This is a genomic window from Bacteroidales bacterium (genome assembly GCA_031275285.1).
Taxonomy (GTDB): Bacteria; Bacteroidota; Bacteroidia; order Bacteroidales; family UBA4181; genus JAIRLS01.
Map to the genome: position 1 here is coordinate 1 of JAISOY010000079.1, position 18,406 is coordinate 18,406.

Consider the following 18,406-nt stretch of genomic DNA (forward strand, 5'->3'; position numbering starts at 1 on the left):
TTATTGCTTATTACATTATTCTCAATAACCTGTAAATCATCATCTATTGTATCAAAATTTGAATCATCACTACATCCAAAAACCATTATTAAAAATAAACTGAGTATAATAGATTTAACTTTGTCCATATTCATTATTTTTTATTCATTGTAATTTGTTTTGCAAACCATTAATTAATTCGTTTTTATTACAGGTGACTTTAGTTTCAAAATCCTTGAAAGGGGTCTGCATTTCTTTCTTCCTGCTGATATTTTCTAATTTTCCATAGGCGCTATATTTTTAAAGGTTTTTATCAACTTGTCCATTTCACTTTTTATCGCGATAACGGTGGGAGATGGAATCTTTACTTCCTTATCGATTATCTGCCGAGCCAGATCAACCGCTTCTTCTTCCCGTCCCGTTTCATCATACAATTTTGCCAATTGATACAACGGTATAAACCTTCCCGGGCACATACCGGCAGCAAGTTTCAGGTGCCGTTCTGCCTTATCGTACTGTTCCAGCGCCCTGTAATTATCGGCCATAAGCATCTGCACATCCATATCGTTGTAATATTTTGTGCATTTGCCGAATACGCGCAGACTTTCTTCATGTTTTTTTATATAGTTCAGTTCGGCAGCATGGTTGTAAAGGAATAGCCCGTTTTTACCGAGATAGCGATATAATTTGTTATACTCCGGAAGCATTTCTCCCGTTTTCCCTATCATGGAAGCTTTTGCCGTTTTGTTCCATATGATTTCAGCATTTATCAGAGGGATAGTGATCAAAAACAAAACTATAGATACGGCAACTGTTCCCGCTTTTATCAGTCGGCCGGGATTGGCCATTTTCGGTTCCTTGTCATGAGAAACGCCTATCAATGCGATATTCAGGAAAACAATCAACCATGTAAAAGGGTATTTGAAAGGATACGAAAAACAGGAGAAAACTGCAACGGCTATGAGGCTAAGACCAGCAATTAATTTCACAAAATCCGGTGACCGGCGGTAACTGCGAATCAATAAAAAGCCCAACAATACCAATATTCCTATTCCTATGGCGCCATGTTCTGCCAGTATCAGCAAATATTCATTAAAGGGATGCAGTACGTTATCGGCTAGTGCGGCATATTTGCTGTCGGGGTGCATTTCAAAGTAATCTGCCTGGTACAACATGTATTTTGCCTGGAATGCACCCTTCCCGTGTCCCGCAATTGGGCTGTCCTTTGCCATGTTCCATGTGCATTGCCAGATCAACAGGCGTCCGTCGGCAGAATCTTTCTTCAATAGGTACAATCCGAATACAAGCAGTCCGACCAAACAAGCTGCTCCGATTTTGATCGGCCACCGGAATTTTAATTTTGGAATGCCAACGGCAGAATATACTGCAACCGCGGTAAGGCAAGCCATCACAGACGATCTTGATCCCGACAGGGCTATTCCCGCCGCAAGGGTCGCAAGCATGACCGCAACGACGAACTTAAACCTCCGGACGCTTCTGTCAAAGAAATAGAGGCCATAGGGAAATACGCATGACAAAGCTGCTCCGAAACCTGCCGGATTATCAAAAGTTCCTGTTACAGCAAAAAGACGATTGGACGTTAAGAATACGCCAAAATATTGCAACACTCCGTATAATGATAGAAATGTTGCCAAAATAAATGCAGTCCCGAACAGCCATTCGGGTGCACAAACTGCCGTTAGCTGCCGTAATAAAAAGAACAGTAGAAGTAAACAGCACGAATATGCCAATAAATAGCTATTAAATCCCGTTGAAGCCCAATCGCGGAGAAATACAGTCGTAACACAAAACAGTAACAGCAGGAATACCGGCCGGCCGGAAACAACTTTATCCCGAAAACACACCGCCCAAACAACCGCCGCAACACCTGTGCCGATCACTAACCCGAAACGTTTGGGAGTGATCTCCGGATTGACAAATTTCTCCGAAACAACAAACAAGGCACTTATGCAGAGCATTCCCCAAAGCAAGACTGTAATAATAGAAATATACCGATGGCCTACCGGCTTTATCAGTTCCATTGGCATGGTTTTTTGATTTTTTGAACCGTAAAAGTAGAGCGATTAACAGGAGGTAAGGTTTGAAATCAATTAAATAAGGTTTGAAATCTGACAAAAAAAACAGCCGTTCGTGTTGGGTTTGCAGAAAAAGCTGACACGATTTTCAGTTTAAATTTAGCTACTATATGGTTGGTTTTTAGAAATAAAACCTCAAAAAATAAAGAATTTACTGGAGTGGATTTTGTTTGATGTTACTTTATCAATATATTGGATATAATCAGTAACTTTTTACAGGGCCGGAAACAGCGATGAGAATAAAGTGAGGCTGGCAACACAAATTAAAAATCAGATTTTCAGCTTTATCATAACCTTTACAATAGTGTACTTTATTCAGGAAGATATTGTGTTGGTATGATACTCACGACACACATGCAACCTTCTCCGGGATCTTTTCCATGTTTTTCCACTTTGGGATTTCCGGTTGGGAGGTTTGTTTTTATTGGGGTAAGTGAACAGCCGCTACACTTTGGCAAAAACTTTGCAGTACATTTTATATCACATAAATGTAATTTTTTTATCATGGATCTACCACTTATTTGGATTATATTCGGGGTATTCGCTTTGTTGAGTTGGGTGGTTTCTTCTCAGTTGGACAGACAATTAACAAAATATTTCAAAATACCCATTAATTACGGACTTACAGGCAGGGATATCGCCCAAAAGATGCTTGCTGAAAACGGCATCAATGATGTAAAGGTACAATCCGTAGCAGGCAAATTGACGGATCATTATAACCCTGTAACAAAAACCATCAATCTGAGTGAAGCTGTCTTTTATAGCAGTAGTGTCGGAGCAGCAGCCGTTGCCGCTCATGAATGCGGACATGCCGTACAACATGCCCGTTCTTATGTATGGTTAACCATGCGGTCAAAATTAGTTCCTGTCGTCAGTTTCGCCTCTCATTGGGTTCAGTGGGTACTTTTAGCCGGCTTATTATTGTTAAACGTCTTTCCACAACTCTTGCTTTTCGGTATCATCCTCTTCGGTCTCACTACCTTGTTCAGTTTGATTACCCTGCCGGTTGAACTCAATGCAAGTCATAGGGCCTTGATCTGGTTGAGCAATGCCAATATCACGAATTACTCAACCTACCCTAAAGCCAGGTCCGCATTAAAATTAGCCGCCTATACTTATGTTATAGCCGCCTTGTCTTCATTGGGGATGCTTGTATATTACCTGATGATCTATCTGGGTAGGCAAAGGGAATAAGGCGTTCATAATAATCATCTTATTATGAGTATGCCATTCCATTTTTTTCCTTATCTTTGTTAGTTGTTTTTGGTATGTATTGTTATAAACATATATATTATCCATAATTGACGAATCAAAATGACCGACAAACTATACGATTTAAAAAAGATCATTGAAATTTCTTCAGGCGATGATAATTTTGTCCGGGAAATGGTCGTTACATTTGTAGAGAACGTAACCGATGAAATTGAAAACATTGAACAACTGAAAAAAAATGAAAATTGGACTACCATTGCGGAGATTTCTCATAAGCTAGTGTCCAATTATGCCTATCTGGGTGCTGATGATTTACGCACAACAGCGGCTGACATCGAAAAAAGTGTAGTTGTTGACCATCGTTTTGATGAAATAGCAGAAAAGGCTACTTATTTGTGTAATCACAGTAAAACATTGATTAATAAATTAAAAGTAGATTTTAACATTTAATTTAAATAACCTTCGTATATTTACACCGTCAACCTGTAACATATCCAAATTTTAGGTTAGGGTATTCATCGTAAAAATAAGAATTAATGAAGTTATTGATTTGTGATGATGATCCGATGACATTAAAAGCATTGGAATTCCAGTTCAAGAAGGATGGCTATACAATAATGAAATCTGTTAACGGGAAGGAAGCACAGCAAATACTTCATGACAATGAGGATATTGCTTTGTTAATTACAGATATTTGTATGCCTATGATGAATGGACTGGAACTGGTTGCTTATGTGCGCAATACATTAAAAAGCCAGATCCCGATATTGGTGTTGACACGGGTGAATCTTGAAGATTCTGTAGCTCATGCTTTTGAACTAGGTGCAAATGATTATCTGACAAAGCCATTTTGTTTGGAAGAAATGACTGCCAGGGTTGCTCATCTGCTGAATAAATGACCAGAATACAAAAAATAATATACTACACTTTTTGTTGTTTATTGTTATCGGCTGTTGGTTATAGCCAACAAAAGCCGGATGCCGATTCTATCTTCTATAATGCCCGTAATGCTGCTTTCTCTAACAAATGGGCGGAGGCAAGAAATATTTCCAGATATTTGTTGTCCTTATATCCGGATTATTATGATGCTATGATCCTGATCGGTAAAACTTATGCATGGGAATCGAAACCGGATTCCGTCCGATTAGAGATTGAACCATTGTTGATGGTTGAACCGGATAATTATGATGCACTTGATGTTTTGTCTAATAACGAAATATGGATCAAAGAATATGATAACGCACTTAAAATCATAGAAAAAGCTTTATTTTATTATCCCTCAGATGAGAATTTTCTTTATAAAAAAGCCAATGTCTATTATTTAAAAGGAGACGAAGAAACAGCAACTATAATCTTACAGGAACTTTTAAAGGCTAATCCTGAACATGTTGCCGGAAATGAATTATTGTCTGCAATCCGCCCCAAAGAGGTTGTATTGGCTGAAATATATGACCGGGCTGAAGAAAACGTACGAATAAAGAACTGGAAAGAATCCCGTCGGCTTTCCCGAAAAATCCTGGCTGAAGCTCCTGATTATTTTCCGGCATCACTTCTGATCGCACAAACATATGCATTTGAAAATCGATTTGACTCGTCCCGGCTTGTAGCACGTGAACTTTACAAATCATACCCTGATAATTATGATTTGCTTGAATTAATGGTCAACACTGAAATATGGGATAAAAAATATCCGGACGCACTTGAGATGGTTGATAAAGCCCTGGTTGCCTATCCGGAAGACGAGGCATTCTGGTACAAAAAAGCATGGATACAATACCTGCAAAAAGATTACAAGAATGCATTAAAGACCCTTGACCGTCTTTTTGATATTAATCCCCGGCATGAAGAAGGCAACAAATTATACCGGGATATTAATGAGAATTTCAGGGATTATGTGTTACTGGAGAGTTATTTCGAATATTTTAAGGAACCTTATTTAAGCCGTAAGCTGATCACCTCTGCCGGATTATCGAAATGGACAAAATATGGGACTTATATTTTTAAAACAAATTTCGGAGAGGAACTTCCCTACGAATCCCTGGCTTTCCAGATCGAAGCAGAAGCTTACCAGAATCTGTTTCCGACCAATTACCTGTATCTGGATTATGCATTTTCCCCGAACTCCTTTTTTCCTATGCATAGGGCTGCAATTGAATTTTTCCAAAGATTACCAAAAGGATTGGAGGCTTCTTTAGGGGTCCGGCTTTTATATTGGAATAAGGCCTCATGGATTTATACAGGTTCTATTTCCTGGTTATTCCAAAAAAACTATCTGGCCTTCCGGCCTTTTTTTAGTTATGCTGATTCAAAATGGAAAGATTCGTATACTCTGACCTACCGAAGATATTTCAGTGAACGGGAGGATTATGTGTATGTCTTGATTGGCTATGGTCCCTACAACGATGATTTCATACAATTCAATCCTAATCCGGGGGATTCTTATCTGGCCCAGATCGGATTGCTTAAATTTATCACAAACAGATGGTTTATTTTGACATCATTGGGATATGCTTATGATGCAGGTTACCGTAACCGTTTTATGGCAACAGCAGGAGTGAGGTATTATTTTAACATGTTTAAATAACTCAACAAGTATATGATCAGATATATACATCGATTGGGGTTGGTTTTACTATTGTTGTTGTGCTTTTCGAATATTTCGGGAAGTCAACAAGAGATACCAGCCGAACCGGTACTTGAGATAACTAAGGACAGTGGTTTTTTGGTATTTGATGCTGGTCAACCGAGTTTATTGGTTCGCTCACTGATCATCATCATCCTTATTTCGATCGCATGTCTTATCATTTTATTATTCTGGATATTGATCAACCGGAATAAAATGAGGATTATGGGAAGGGAAAGAGGACATTTGATGATGCAATTCCAGGCACTACTCATCGATTTCCTTTTTTCTGACGACAACAAAAAAGAACTAAATCAGATACAACAGATCGCTAATAGCGAATTTAACCGAAGAGTACTCATCAATGAGATGATTGATTTAAGTATCAACTTATCCGGCGATGTAAAAGAGAAACTAAGAAACTTATATCTGCAGTTGAAGCTCGACCAGGACTCTATCAATAAAACCCGTAATTCTAAGTGGCATATCCAGATCAAAGGTTTCAGGGAACTGGCATTTATGAATATCACGGATGCCAATGACCGGATAAAACAAACATTAAAAAGCAAGAACAATATCCTGCGAATGGAGGCCCAATTAGCATTGATCCGATTAAATAAAGATGATCCCTTTGGCTTTTTAGATTACCTGAAATATCCTTTTACTCTTTGGGAACAGTTAAATGCCCATGAACTGATCGTGTTCCATAATTTACCCATCCCTCAATTCTCCAGATGGACCAACTCTCCAAATAAAACGGTCGTAATATTCTCATTGCGGATGATCCAGGTATTCAAACAACTGGAATCTGCCTCTGCAGTTATTGAGTGCTTAAAGCATCCTGATGAAAAAATCCGGTACACGGCTATATTCGTTTGTGGGGAAATCCAATTGAGAGAAGCGTTGCCTCACCTCAAGCATATGTATAAAAATGAGGAATATTCTAATTGTTTGGCAATCATTACAGCCATGGGCAAAATGCCTGATGAATCGATGTTGAGCTTCCTTAAATTGGTGCTGGATAAGGAAGAGGACGTTCAATTACAGATTGAAGCCGCCATGGCTATTAACAGGATGGGAGAAGTAGGTATTGCCGCATTGGTAAAACTGATGAAGTCCGAGTATAAGAATTATCAAATCATCATAAGGCACGTACTAGATAAAAGAATCAACTAATGAACCATATATTTTCGGATATATTCTTTTTCGTCGTTAATAACCTCATCTTTTTATTAACGTGTTTCATATTTTCGGTATATGTTACTTTATCTATTATATCGGCCGTTGCACTTCGTAATTATTTAAGGAAAAACAGTTATGTAGATTATAATTCTATTATTCTGGCTCCCTTAACTCCATCTATTTCGGTAATTGCTCCTGCATATAACGAAGAACGCACCATTATTGAAAATATTCGTGCATTACTGTCTTTGTATTACAACAATTTTGAGGTAATTATTGTGAATGATGGAAGTACGGATAATACATTCGAACGGATCATTGAAGCTTATGATCTGGAACGGGTAAGCTATTTTTTCGATTACCGGATCCCATGCGAACGTATAAAAGGTGTTTATAAATCGCGCAACCGCTCTTTTAAAAAATTGACGGTGATCGATAAAACAAATGGAGGAAAGGCTGATGCTTTGAATGCAGGTATCAATATCTCCAAAAAAGATCTGATCTGTTGTATTGACGTTGATTCCATCATGGAGCCGGACGCGCTCTTGAAAATGGTAAAGCCGTTCATGGAAGAAAATGAAAAACAAGTAATTGGTACCGGTGGTGTTATCCGTATTGCCAACTCCTGTGTTATCGAAGACGGACAGATCAAAGAAATACGGCTTCCTACGGAATTTCTTCCCCGGGTACAGGTACTTGAATACACTCGTGCCTTCCTTTTGACGCGTATGGCATGGGGAAAACTGAATGGCCTTCTGCTGATCTCAGGAGCGCTTGGGATGTTCAATAAAGAAATAGTCATCAAATGTGGCGGTTATAGCACCAAAACCGTAGGAGAAGACATGGAACTGGTAGTACGTATGCGTCGTTACATGTCTGAACAGAAACGCCCCTATCAGGTCGTATATATTCCGGATCCATTGGTTTGGACGGAAGTACCATCATCAGGGAAAGTATTGTCCAGACAACGTAACCGGTGGACCCGCGGTACCCTGGAAACCCTACTGACACACCGCAAACTCTTCATGAACCCCAAATACGGAGTATTGGGCATGTTGGGTTATTCTTACTGGTTGTTCTTTGAATGGCTGGCTCCGATTCTGGAATTCATGGGGTATCTCTATTTTATTTTCCTATTGATCGTTAGTGCAGTTAACTGGCCTTTTTTCCTGATTCTCCTGGCCTTCGTATATACTTTTGCAGTATTACTAAGTACCTGGGCTGTATTGTTCGAAGAAAAGACCTATCATAAATACAAGCACCGCCGGGATGTACTCCTACTGATCGGCACAGCGTTCCTAGAACCTATTATTTATCATCCCAGAACAGTTTGGTGGGCAATACGTGGAAATTTCGACTATCTGCGGGGAGTCAGAAGCTGGGGTAGTATGGAACGTGAAGGATTCGGAAAAGATAAAAAGAAAAAGCAAAAAAAGAGAGTCAGGAAAGCAGAGACCGTTCATCAAATTAAAGAATCGATGAAACAGGAAAACCCAGATACTCTCGATACTTAATAGACGAAATATGATACAAAGATTCTTCTTCATTTGTTTTTTTGTCCTTTCAATTACATCGCAGGGTAAAGGACAAGATATAAAATATCAGGTACAAAATAATATACCATACTACAGTGGCCAGGAACAAGATGCTTACGCTAAAGAGCGCTGTGTGCTGGATATCTATTATCCTGAAAACAAAAAAGAATTTGCCACTGTTATATGGTTTCATGGTGGAGGAATCACAGGTGGCAATAAGCATATTCCACAGGAATTAAAAGAAAAGGGAATATGTATCGTTGCAGCCAATTATCGTCTGCATCCCAAAGCGACATGCCCTAAATATATTGAAGACGCGGCATCAGCAGTCGCATGGACTTTCAAAAACATTGAAAAGTACGGCGGTGATACGAACCTTATTTTCGTATCAGGACATTCGGCCGGAGGATATTTAGCTGCTATGGTCGGACTAGACAAAAGATGGCTGAAATCCCATGATATAGATGCGGATAGGATAGCCGGACTGGTCCCGTTTAGCGGGCATACCATCACCCATATGACCATTCGTAAGGAAAGGGGTATTTCCGATAAACAACCTGTTATTGATGAATACGCCCCGTTGTTTCATGTCCGCCCGGATGCTCCGCCATTATTGTTAATGACAGGCGACAGGGAGTTGGAAATGTTGGGAAGATATGAAGAAAACGCATACCTTATGCGCATGATGAAAATAGCCGGCCATAAGCATACGATACTATATGAATTTGATGGATACGGACACGATATGCTCACGCCTGCCTATCCTTTACTACTGGAATTTATCCGTAAAACGGTCCGGAATAATTCATCCAAATGACCAGGAAGGGATCATTCATTCTTCTAATTCTGTTAAATAAAGTCCTTCTGGATAATCTTTGCAAATCATAAAAATCATTCCTGAAAAAACATTACCTTTGAAATCTTTTTCAATATTTTGTTTTTATTATGCACATTGCGATAGCTGGAAATATTGGTTCCGGAAAGACCACCCTAACTGGATTATTATCCAAACATTACGGGTGGGAAGCTCATTATGAAAATGCCGATGACAATCCTTACCTGGATGACTTTTATGAAGACATGCAACACTGGTCTTTCAACCTGCAGGTTTATTTTCTGAATGAACGTTTCGGACAAATACAGGAGATTAGGAAATCGGGGTTAACGGTGGTGCAGGACCGCACCATCTATGAAGATGCATATATATTTGCAGCCAACCTTCATTCCATGGGATTAATGAGTATGCGGGATTACAGGACCTATCGTTCCCTTTTTGACAAGATGGCAAGTTTTATCCAACCGCCCGACCTGTTGATTTATCTCCGGGCATCAGTTCCTACTTTAGTCCGTCAAATACAAAAAAGAGGAAGAGCTTATGAAAGTGGCATCAGATTGGATTATCTCAGTAAACTGAACGACCGTTATGAAAAATGGATCAATAAGTATATCTCGGGAAAAGTACTGGTCATTGACGTGGATACCATCCATTTTGACGAAAAACCGGAAGATCTGAATACCATCATCAATCGCATAGATGCACAGATACATGGTCTTTTTTAATATTCTGTTTTTATTCTGAACATGAATCAAACTTTATATATTTATAATAGCCTGACCCATAACAAGGAACAATTTGTTCCGTTTTGCCCTCCTAATGTGGGATTGTATGTCTGTGGTCCGACTGTATATGGGGATGCACATCTGGGTCATGCCCGACCTGCGATCACCTTTGACCTGCTGTTCCGTTACCTGAAGCATATTGACTATAAAGTACGTTATGTACGTAATATTACAGATGTTGGACATCTTGTCAATGATGCCGATGCCGGAGAAGACAAAATATGCAAAAAAGCACGTCTGGATGAGGTAGAACCCATGGAAATTGTCCAGTACTATACCTACCGGTACCATCATAATATGGAACAGCTGAATGTTTTGCCGCCCAGCATTGAGCCTACGGCATCCGGACATATGATCGAGCAGATACAGATGGTGCAGAAAATAATAGATGCCGGGTATGCTTACGTAAGTAATGGTTCGGTGTATTTTGACCTAAAAAAATATGCGGAACATTTTCCTTATGGTGAGCTTTCAGGAAGGGTAATGGATGATCTGTTGGCACAAACCCGGAATCTGGACGGGCAAAATGAAAAACGCTTTCCTCTTGACTTTGCGTTATGGAAAAAAGCATCCCCGGAACACATCATGCGGTGGCCTTCACCATGGAGCGACGGATTTCCGGGATGGCACCTCGAATGTACCGCCATGAGTACTAAATATCTGGGTGAGACATTTGACATCCATGGAGGAGGAATGGATCTGCTTTTTCCACACCATGAATGCGAAATAGCCCAATCCAGGGCAGCACTGGGTCATGAATCTGTGCGTTACTGGATGCACAACAATATGATCACGATCAACGGGCAGAAAATGGGAAAATCATTAGGAAATTTCATCACACTAAATGAATTTTTTGATGGCTCCCACCCTCTCCTTGAAAAAGCATATAGTCCCATGTCTGTAAGGTTTTTTATTCTACAGGCCCATTACAGAAGTACGGTAGACTTTAGCAATGAAGCACTTCAGGCTTCCGAAAAAGGATTGCAACGCTTAATGACCGGAATACAGACCCTGGATAAATTGCCTTCTTCTAAAGAGAGTTCGGTAGACATATCCGATATTGGACTGAAATGTTATCAAGCGATGAACGATGATCTGAACAGCCCGATGGTTATTGCCCATTTATTTGATGGATTACGCGTGATCAACCTGGTGAATGACGGAAAAGAATCATTATCAGAAACCGATCTCCAACAATTAAAGGATACTTATCACCGTTTTGCATTCGATATCCTGGGGTTAGCAGACGAGCAGAAGGCCGACAACCAAATGGAGTTGGTCAGCGGATTGGTTGATTATATTTTAAATATGCGGATGAAAGCAAAAGCCGACAAAGATTTTACTACTTCAGATAATATCCGGGATATGCTTCATCAACTGGGAATCGACGTAAAAGACAAGAAAGACGGATTTGATTGGAATATAAGAAATTAGATGACTTTCAAGTCTTCTTGGATGGCTTGGAAAATATCATTATATTTGCATGATAAGGTAATGAGTGATTGATCGGTTATAAAGGATTATCAGTGAGTACAAATAGTTTTATTGTATCGGCAAGAAAATATCGTCCGGCGACCTTTGATACGGTAGTCGGCCAGTCATCAGTTACCAATACCCTAAAAAATGCCATCAAAAACAACCATCTGACACAGGCATACTTATTCTGTGGTCCTCGCGGGGTGGGTAAAACGACATGTGCCCGTATCCTGGCTAAAACGCTCAACTGTTTTAACAGGACAGAAAATATCGAAGCCTGTGACGAATGTGAATCCTGCAAATCTTTTAATGAATCCAGATCTTATAACATACATGAACTGGATGCCGCGTCAAACAATTCAGTAGACGATATCCGGAACCTGATAGATCAGGTGCGTATTCCGCCGCAAGTGGGAAAATACAGCATCTATATCATCGATGAGGTACACATGTTATCGACCGCTGCATTCAACGCATTTTTGAAAACGTTGGAAGAGCCACCGCCACATGCTATTTTCATTTTGGCAACAACTGAGAAACACAAGATCATCCCTACTATTCTTTCCCGTTGCCAGATATTCGACTTCAACCGTATCAAGGTAGATGACACAGTGCAATACCTGCAAAAGATTTCCGAAAAAGAAAATGTCACTTATGAAGCAGATGGGTTGCATGTGATTGCACAAAAAGCAGATGGTGGAATGCGGGATGCCCTTTCCATTTATGACCAGATTGTCAGTTATTGTGGTAATCATATATCATACAAAAGTGTCATCGAAAATCTGAATGTGTTGGATTATGAATATTATTTCAAACTGACAGATGCCTTTTTAGACCATAATGTCGGACAATCGTTCATTTTGTTCAATGAAATACTGGATAAAGGATTCGATGGACATAATTTTGTATCAGGCTTAAGTTCTCATTTCCGTGATCTGCTGGTTTGCAAGGATCCGGTTACATTATCCCTACTGGAAGTCGGTGCCAACATCAGGGAACAATACAGGGAACAGGCAGCACGATGCAGCGTCGGATTTTTATTTGAAGCACTGAATATTTGTAGTAGCTGTGATGTGGGGTATAAGATCAGTAAAAATCAGCGATTGCATGTTGAATTAGCGCTACTTCGGTTATGTGAGATCGGAGCTGAAAAAAAAAAATATGACCCGCCCGTAAATAAGAATAAAGCGGCTGAGGCTGGCGCAACGCTCTCTGCTCCTCCCCCGAAAATTACGATCCCTTCGGTATCCATAAAAGACGCACTTACTTCAAAAAACACTCCGGTAAAAGAACAGGTCCCTCCTGTCCCGGAAAACAAACAACCGGAAATAACTCCTGATGAGGATATCCGGGATTCCATCGATCAAAACTTTTCACAAGATGATTTACTTACGGTATGGAATTCCTACGCAGAAAAATATAAGGATGATGAGCCGCGCCTGCATAGTATGCTTATGGCATATTCTCCACAAATATCTGACGGATATAAAATAATTTTTACAATCAGCAATACATTACAAAGAGACGCATTTCAGAAAATCAATTCCGACCTGCTTCGATATATACGTGAAGAACTAAAAAACAAACAAATAAAAATTGAACTATCCATCATTGAAAAACAAGAAAATCAGAAAGCATACACCGCTGAGGATAAATTTACACAGATGAGTAAAAAAAACCCGGCATTGCTTACTTTTAAGCAAAGATTTATGTTGGATTTTGAATAATCTAAGAATTAAAAAAATACGTAACCCACTGTTGAAAGGTACGTTTTTTGCAAATAAATTCTTAACATATACTGAAATCCGGCTAACGTGAAATAATTTTAACATATTTGTTTTTTTCTTGATTTAAAGCTATCAAACGAGTTAAACACATATTACTTATTACGGCAATAAGCCTTATTTCTTTGTTGCTGCTAATTTATCTGTTATTGTGGATACCTCCTGTCCAGCAAAAAATTATTGATATTGCCATAACTGAGGTATCAAAAATAACAGGCAATCAGATGTCCATAGGTAAATTCAGGCTCAGGCCCTTCAGTCATTTGACGCTTGAACAGATTTACGTAGCAGATATGAACGGAGATACCCTGGTTTATGCTGGAAATTTATCTGCAGGATTTAATCTGTTACCATTGCTTAAGAGTCACCTGGTCATTCATGATGTGGAATTGAGTCAATTCGATATCCACATAAAAAAAGACAGTGTTGAGGCTCCGTTTAATTTTCAGTTTTTTATTGATGCTTTTGCTTCAGGAGATACTACAACCACGTCTTCTGAAAGCAATTTCACTTTTGAAATAGGTGATATCCGGTTATTACAGGGAAAACTTTCCTATGATATACTGGATCAGGTAAAACAAGATTCTGTTTTTGATGTCAATCACATACATCTTCGGGATGTGACCGTGTTGGCATCACTACCATCCATTGACCTGAAGAAACTGAATGTTACATTAAGACAGTTATCTTTTCATGAGCAAAGTGGATTTAAATTAGACAGCCTGTTCATACAATTAAAATCCGAAGGCGAGAAAATCCATCTGAATACTTTTCACCTGGAAATGCCTCATTCAACCGTAAATATTGCCGATGCAACCCTGGATTATACGGGATCCGAATTGAGCGACCTGGCTAAATCCGCGGCATATTCCCTTCAACTGGATATTCCCCGGTTCAACCTTGCCGATATTAAAGCCTTTTCGCCATCTTTAGGATCTTTTTCCGACGACATTACCCTGAAAACTTCTATTAACGGAAAATTACCGGCCATTCACGTAGACAGCCTAAACGTTTCATACGGATCAAAAATATATCTGGACCTGAATGCGCTCATTTCAAATTACCTTAACTGGGATACTGCGCATGTGGAACTTCATTCCAAAATATCTGCCAAAGCCTCCGGAATTGGAGAAATCACCTCATTTTCAGGAATCACAACCCTTCCTGTTCAAACGAAAAATGTAGAACTGAAAGCAGCCATCACCGGATCATTACCGGATATGAAACTGGATATAACAGCCCTCTCATCTCCTTCCGGAGAATTGGATATCAAAGGAACCGGAGGATACCTGGTAAAAGACGGACAAATCAAATTCGATTTGAATATATCATCTACTGATTTTGATTTAAAAACATTATTGAATGACAATCCTGAGCTGGGACTGGTAACCATGTCATTATCCGCCAATGGGAGTATTGACAGCACCCAAAATATCGATGCGGGAATGAACCTGAATGTTGGTCATTTCGATTTCCATGGCCACGCTTATCAGGATATCATAGCATCGGGCAGCTATTCCGGTCAACAAGTAAATTTTATGTTAACCAGCAATGACCCGTTTGCACCATTACTCATCAAAGCCAAGGCCAATCTTTCTGACCAGCCTTCTGCAAATCTATACCTGAAAACACCCCGTTTGATGCCGGGAAAATTAAACCTGGTACCTGATGCTGAAGGGGACATCCTGCATGCGGTGATAAAAGCCGATGTGGAAGGGTTTGATCCAGAAAAAATGACGGCCATGTTAAGGTTAGATAGTGTCCGGTATCAAACAGGAAAAGGAAATGCAGATCTGAGTTATCTGGAATTGAATTATAAGGCATCTTCCGACTCAAAGAAAGCATTTCATTTGGATTCCAAATTGATCGATATTGATATGGATGGAAATTTTTCATTAAATACCATCGCACCATCTATACAAGGAACTTTATCGAAATATTTCCCGGAATTGATCCCTTTTGAAAAACCCATAGAGAAGACCAATGATCAATTGGGCATAAATATAACTATATATAATACCGAAAAATGGTCTAACCTGCTTAAGTTGCCTTTTTCTGTGAATGATTCGTTGATCATTACTGCCCGGTATAGTGCCAGTGATAATGAGATAAGTCTTAAAACCGATCTTCCAAAGATAAATGTCAATGACATCATATTAAGGAATAATTCGCTGAGTATCCTCACTGATACAGCTACAAATACGTTACATTTATTAGTAGGGACAAATGCATATACCGTAACTGATACCGTACAAGTAAAATTATTTGCCGAAACGCTTGCAGATAGTATAAAACTCGATTTAGGGGTGGATTTGAAAACTCCAGGTATTGATTTACAAACGCAGATAGGATTATTTGCTAAATTCGGCCAAAAGCAACCTGATATTTCCATACAATTACAACCTTCTATGCTTCGGGTTAATCAACAGGATGTTGATATAAAGCCAGCCAGTTTTTCTGTCAAAACAGATGAATATGAGATAGAAAATTTTGAGATTTTGTTTTCAGAAGCAGAATACCTGAAAGTAAATGGTCGTGTTTCAAAAGATGAATCAGACTCGATCAGGATAGCCCTCGCCGGAATACAAATTGAAACTTTACTGAAAGCCGTTCAGAGTGACCTGAATCTGAAAGGTGAAATAAATGGTAATATTGTTGCCAACCAGCTGTTGACTTCACCGATCATCCTGATCGATAGTTTTTCAATCAAAGGCATTGAGCTTCAAAATCAAACGATTGGTGATCTTGGGATAAAAAGCGCCTGGAACGAACAGAATCAGGCAGTAATGGTTAAGGCACAGTTTTCAAGGGATGACATTGCCCCGTCTGTTTTGGAAGGGTTAATTTTTCCAAAGGAAGATTCGCTACATCTGAAAACCAATATCCGCGATCTCAGACTTGCCTGGATTTCTCCTTTTACAGTCGGCATGCTGGATCATCTGAATGGAACATTAGGTATCAATCTGGAAGCAAAAGGAAAAATAACGTCTCCTTCCCTGAACGGCGCTATTTCGCTCAATGATGCTAACATAGGAGTAAGCATGACCAATGTTCAATACAAAATTTCCGATTCCATTATTATTTTACCGGACCGTATTTCGTTCGATGATTTCCGTATCACGGATGATCAAAATAAACAATTGGTCATTAACGGAAATGTGACACATACTAATTTCAGTAATATCCGCCCTGACTTGTCGCTTAAATTGGAGGATTTTATGATACTCAATAATCCCAAGCAGGTGGATAGTTTATTTTACGGGACTTTGCGGCTTTCTGGAAGCATCAATACTGAAGGGTCTGATCAGGATCTACTGGTGAAAACAACGCTGAAAAACAGCCCGGATTCAAAGGTATATATTACGATCCCTGAAAGTGAAGCAAGTGAGGCTGAATTATATAAAAGTGTAATCTTTATTAATAAAGATACATTATATAACAGCCCCTATTTCTCTAACCGGGCAGGAATCCCTCAGGAATCGGCTCCTCAGTTGCCCATCAGATTACAGGCAACCATAGAATTGACACCTGATATGTTATTGGGGGTAGTAATAGATCCTAAAACGAAAAGCCAGGCCACTATCAAAGGCGAAGGACAGGTCGATTTCAGTTATAATATGTCTAACTCAGACATGAACTTATTCGGAGATTATAAGATATCCGAAGGAGAATTCAGTATTTCTGTTAAGAACCTGGTGAGAAGAACATTTACGATTCAACCTGGAGGCACAGTGGTATTTAAAGGGGATCCCATGGCGACCGAGTTTGATGTTACAGCTGTGTATAAGTTACGTGCCGATTTAAGGACACTGGACCAGTCATTCATCAATGAAGGGTTAAATAGTACGCGCGTAAATACGGAATGCCATATTACCGTTTCGGGGAATATGGATGAAATGAAAATTTCATATGAGATAAAATTGCCGAATGTAGATGAAAGTATACAAAGAAAAGTTAATGCTTTGATGACAACAGATGAAGTTGTATTCCAGGAGATTGCATATTTATTGGCTGTTGGTTCATTTTTCCCGCCTGAATCAACTTCCGGAACTTCGGCTTCCGGAACAAGCATTGTAACATCCATGTTGTCATCTACACTTTCTAACCAGTTGAATAAGGCGCTGGAAGGAGTGCTTAGCGATAACTGGTCTATCGGAACAGAATTACATGCTGATGAAAATGATGCTTCAAAAGTAGAAGTAGATGTAAATATTTCGACCAGCCTGTTTGATGACCGGCTTATCTTAAGTACCAATATAGGATATAACAATACATCAACCACTACGAGCAGTGGTTTTTCCGGTGACTTTGAGGCGATGTATAAACTGACGCGTTCAGGAAACCTATTATTAAGGATGTACAATACAACCAGTGCAAAATTTTCCGAACAACCCGGAAATACTCAAGGTATTGGTGTCATTTTTCGGAGGGAAGCGAAACGCTTTATTTCTCTTTTTAAGCGAAATAAAAATAAGAAATGAAAGGAAAAAAATCATACGGAAGTAAGGATTACCACATTATTGTATTAGTGTGGTCACTATTTTTTATTACCTCATGTAATATCACTAAAATGGTACCTGAAGGGCGTTATCTGGTCAGTAACGTCGAAGTAAAGGTCGATACTAAGGACATCAATGACTCACAAATGAGTTCATTCATCAGGCAAAAACCCAATGACCCAAAAATCTCATTACGGGTTTACAATGCTTATAATGGCGATACAAGCCGTTGGATCGTAAAAAAGATGGGAGCGCCTCCCATCCTTTACGATAGCTCGCAAACCGATCTTTCAGCAAGAAATATAAGAATTGAGATGGCTAATAAAGGCTATCTCAATGCAAAAGTAGACACGATCATAAATATATCCGGAAAAAAGATTGACGTGACCTATAACGTCAC

General features: G+C 39.3%; 13 protein-coding genes. 12 read left to right on the forward strand and 1 reads right to left on the reverse strand.

Annotation, left to right across the window (positions count from 1 at the left end):
• Nucleotides 1-254: 254 nt before the first annotated feature.
• The gene (locus tag LBQ60_08155; protein ID MDR2037880.1) at nt 255-2,021 is read right to left on the reverse strand and encodes an O-antigen ligase family protein; all 1,767 of its coding nucleotides are present in this window, start codon (nt 2,019-2,021) and stop codon (nt 255-257) included.
• Between the two features lie 558 nt (nt 2,022-2,579).
• Between LBQ60_08155 and LBQ60_08160 the strand changes: the two genes are divergently transcribed.
• From LBQ60_08160 to LBQ60_08215, 12 genes are all read left to right on the forward strand, one after another.
• Entirely contained in the window at nt 2,580-3,269 is a 690-nt protein-coding gene (locus LBQ60_08160; GenBank protein ID MDR2037881.1) for a zinc metallopeptidase, read from the forward strand.
• Between the two features lie 120 nt (nt 3,270-3,389).
• Nucleotides 3,390-3,737 (forward strand): Hpt domain-containing protein, encoded by a 348-nt coding sequence (locus tag LBQ60_08165; protein MDR2037882.1) that lies wholly within the window; start codon nt 3,390-3,392, stop codon nt 3,735-3,737.
• A gap of 86 nt (nt 3,738-3,823) precedes the next feature.
• The gene (locus LBQ60_08170; protein ID MDR2037883.1) at nt 3,824-4,186 is read left to right on the forward strand and encodes a response regulator transcription factor; all 363 of its coding nucleotides are present in this window, start codon (nt 3,824-3,826) and stop codon (nt 4,184-4,186) included.
• On the forward strand, nt 4,183-5,871 hold the full coding sequence (locus LBQ60_08175; GenBank protein ID MDR2037884.1) for a YaiO family outer membrane beta-barrel protein: 1,689 nt from the start codon (nt 4,183-4,185) through the stop codon (nt 5,869-5,871). The genes LBQ60_08170 and LBQ60_08175 overlap by 4 nt, the downstream gene beginning before the upstream one ends.
• A 12-nt stretch (nt 5,872-5,883) precedes the next feature.
• Complete coding sequence (locus LBQ60_08180) at nt 5,884-7,086, forward strand: HEAT repeat domain-containing protein (protein ID MDR2037885.1); 1,203 nt, start codon at nt 5,884-5,886, stop codon at nt 7,084-7,086.
• Complete coding sequence (locus LBQ60_08185) at nt 7,086-8,606, forward strand: glycosyltransferase family 2 protein (GenBank protein MDR2037886.1); 1,521 nt, start codon at nt 7,086-7,088, stop codon at nt 8,604-8,606. Before LBQ60_08180 ends, LBQ60_08185 begins: the two co-directional genes overlap by 1 nt.
• 10 nt (nt 8,607-8,616) lie before the next feature.
• On the forward strand, nt 8,617-9,444 hold the full coding sequence (locus LBQ60_08190) for an alpha/beta hydrolase (protein MDR2037887.1): 828 nt from the start codon (nt 8,617-8,619) through the stop codon (nt 9,442-9,444).
• Between the two features lie 128 nt (nt 9,445-9,572).
• The gene (locus tag LBQ60_08195; GenBank protein ID MDR2037888.1) at nt 9,573-10,187 is read left to right on the forward strand and encodes a deoxynucleoside kinase; all 615 of its coding nucleotides are present in this window, start codon (nt 9,573-9,575) and stop codon (nt 10,185-10,187) included.
• 21 nt (nt 10,188-10,208) lie between these two features.
• Nucleotides 10,209-11,681: a cysteine--tRNA ligase gene (cysS, locus tag LBQ60_08200; protein MDR2037889.1), complete on the forward strand. Its 1,473-nt coding sequence runs from the start codon at nt 10,209-10,211 to the stop codon at nt 11,679-11,681.
• A gap of 92 nt (nt 11,682-11,773) precedes the next feature.
• Nucleotides 11,774-13,450 carry a DNA polymerase III subunit gamma/tau gene (locus tag LBQ60_08205; GenBank protein MDR2037890.1) on the forward strand — a complete coding sequence of 559 codons (1,677 nt, stop codon included), beginning with the start codon at nt 11,774-11,776 and terminating at the stop codon, nt 13,448-13,450.
• A 281-nt stretch (nt 13,451-13,731) separates the two neighbouring features.
• Nucleotides 13,732-17,988 carry a translocation/assembly module TamB domain-containing protein gene (locus tag LBQ60_08210; protein MDR2037891.1) on the forward strand — a complete coding sequence of 1,419 codons (4,257 nt, stop codon included), beginning with the start codon at nt 13,732-13,734 and terminating at the stop codon, nt 17,986-17,988.
• Nucleotides 17,985-18,406, forward strand: a 422-nt coding sequence (locus LBQ60_08215) for a hypothetical protein (protein ID MDR2037892.1), incomplete at its 3' end; no start/stop codon positions are given. The genes LBQ60_08210 and LBQ60_08215, both read left to right, overlap by 4 nt.

Coding starts and splice junctions, on each gene's coding strand:
- LBQ60_08155 (MDR2037880.1), bottom strand. CDS start 2,021: ATGGAACTGATAAAGCCGGTAGGCCATCGGTATATTTCTATTATTACA.
- LBQ60_08160 (MDR2037881.1), top strand. CDS start 2,580: ATGGATCTACCACTTATTTGGATTATATTCGGGGTATTCGCTTTGTTG.
- LBQ60_08165 (MDR2037882.1), top strand. CDS start 3,390: ATGACCGACAAACTATACGATTTAAAAAAGATCATTGAAATTTCTTCA.
- LBQ60_08170 (MDR2037883.1), top strand. CDS start 3,824: ATGAAGTTATTGATTTGTGATGATGATCCGATGACATTAAAAGCATTG.
- LBQ60_08175 (MDR2037884.1), top strand. CDS start 4,183: ATGACCAGAATACAAAAAATAATATACTACACTTTTTGTTGTTTATTG.
- LBQ60_08180 (MDR2037885.1), top strand. CDS start 5,884: ATGATCAGATATATACATCGATTGGGGTTGGTTTTACTATTGTTGTTG.
- LBQ60_08185 (MDR2037886.1), top strand. CDS start 7,086: ATGAACCATATATTTTCGGATATATTCTTTTTCGTCGTTAATAACCTC.
- LBQ60_08190 (MDR2037887.1), top strand. CDS start 8,617: ATGATACAAAGATTCTTCTTCATTTGTTTTTTTGTCCTTTCAATTACA.
- LBQ60_08195 (MDR2037888.1), top strand. CDS start 9,573: ATGCACATTGCGATAGCTGGAAATATTGGTTCCGGAAAGACCACCCTA.
- cysS (MDR2037889.1), top strand. CDS start 10,209: ATGAATCAAACTTTATATATTTATAATAGCCTGACCCATAACAAGGAA.
- LBQ60_08210 (MDR2037891.1), top strand. CDS start 13,732: ATGTCCATAGGTAAATTCAGGCTCAGGCCCTTCAGTCATTTGACGCTT.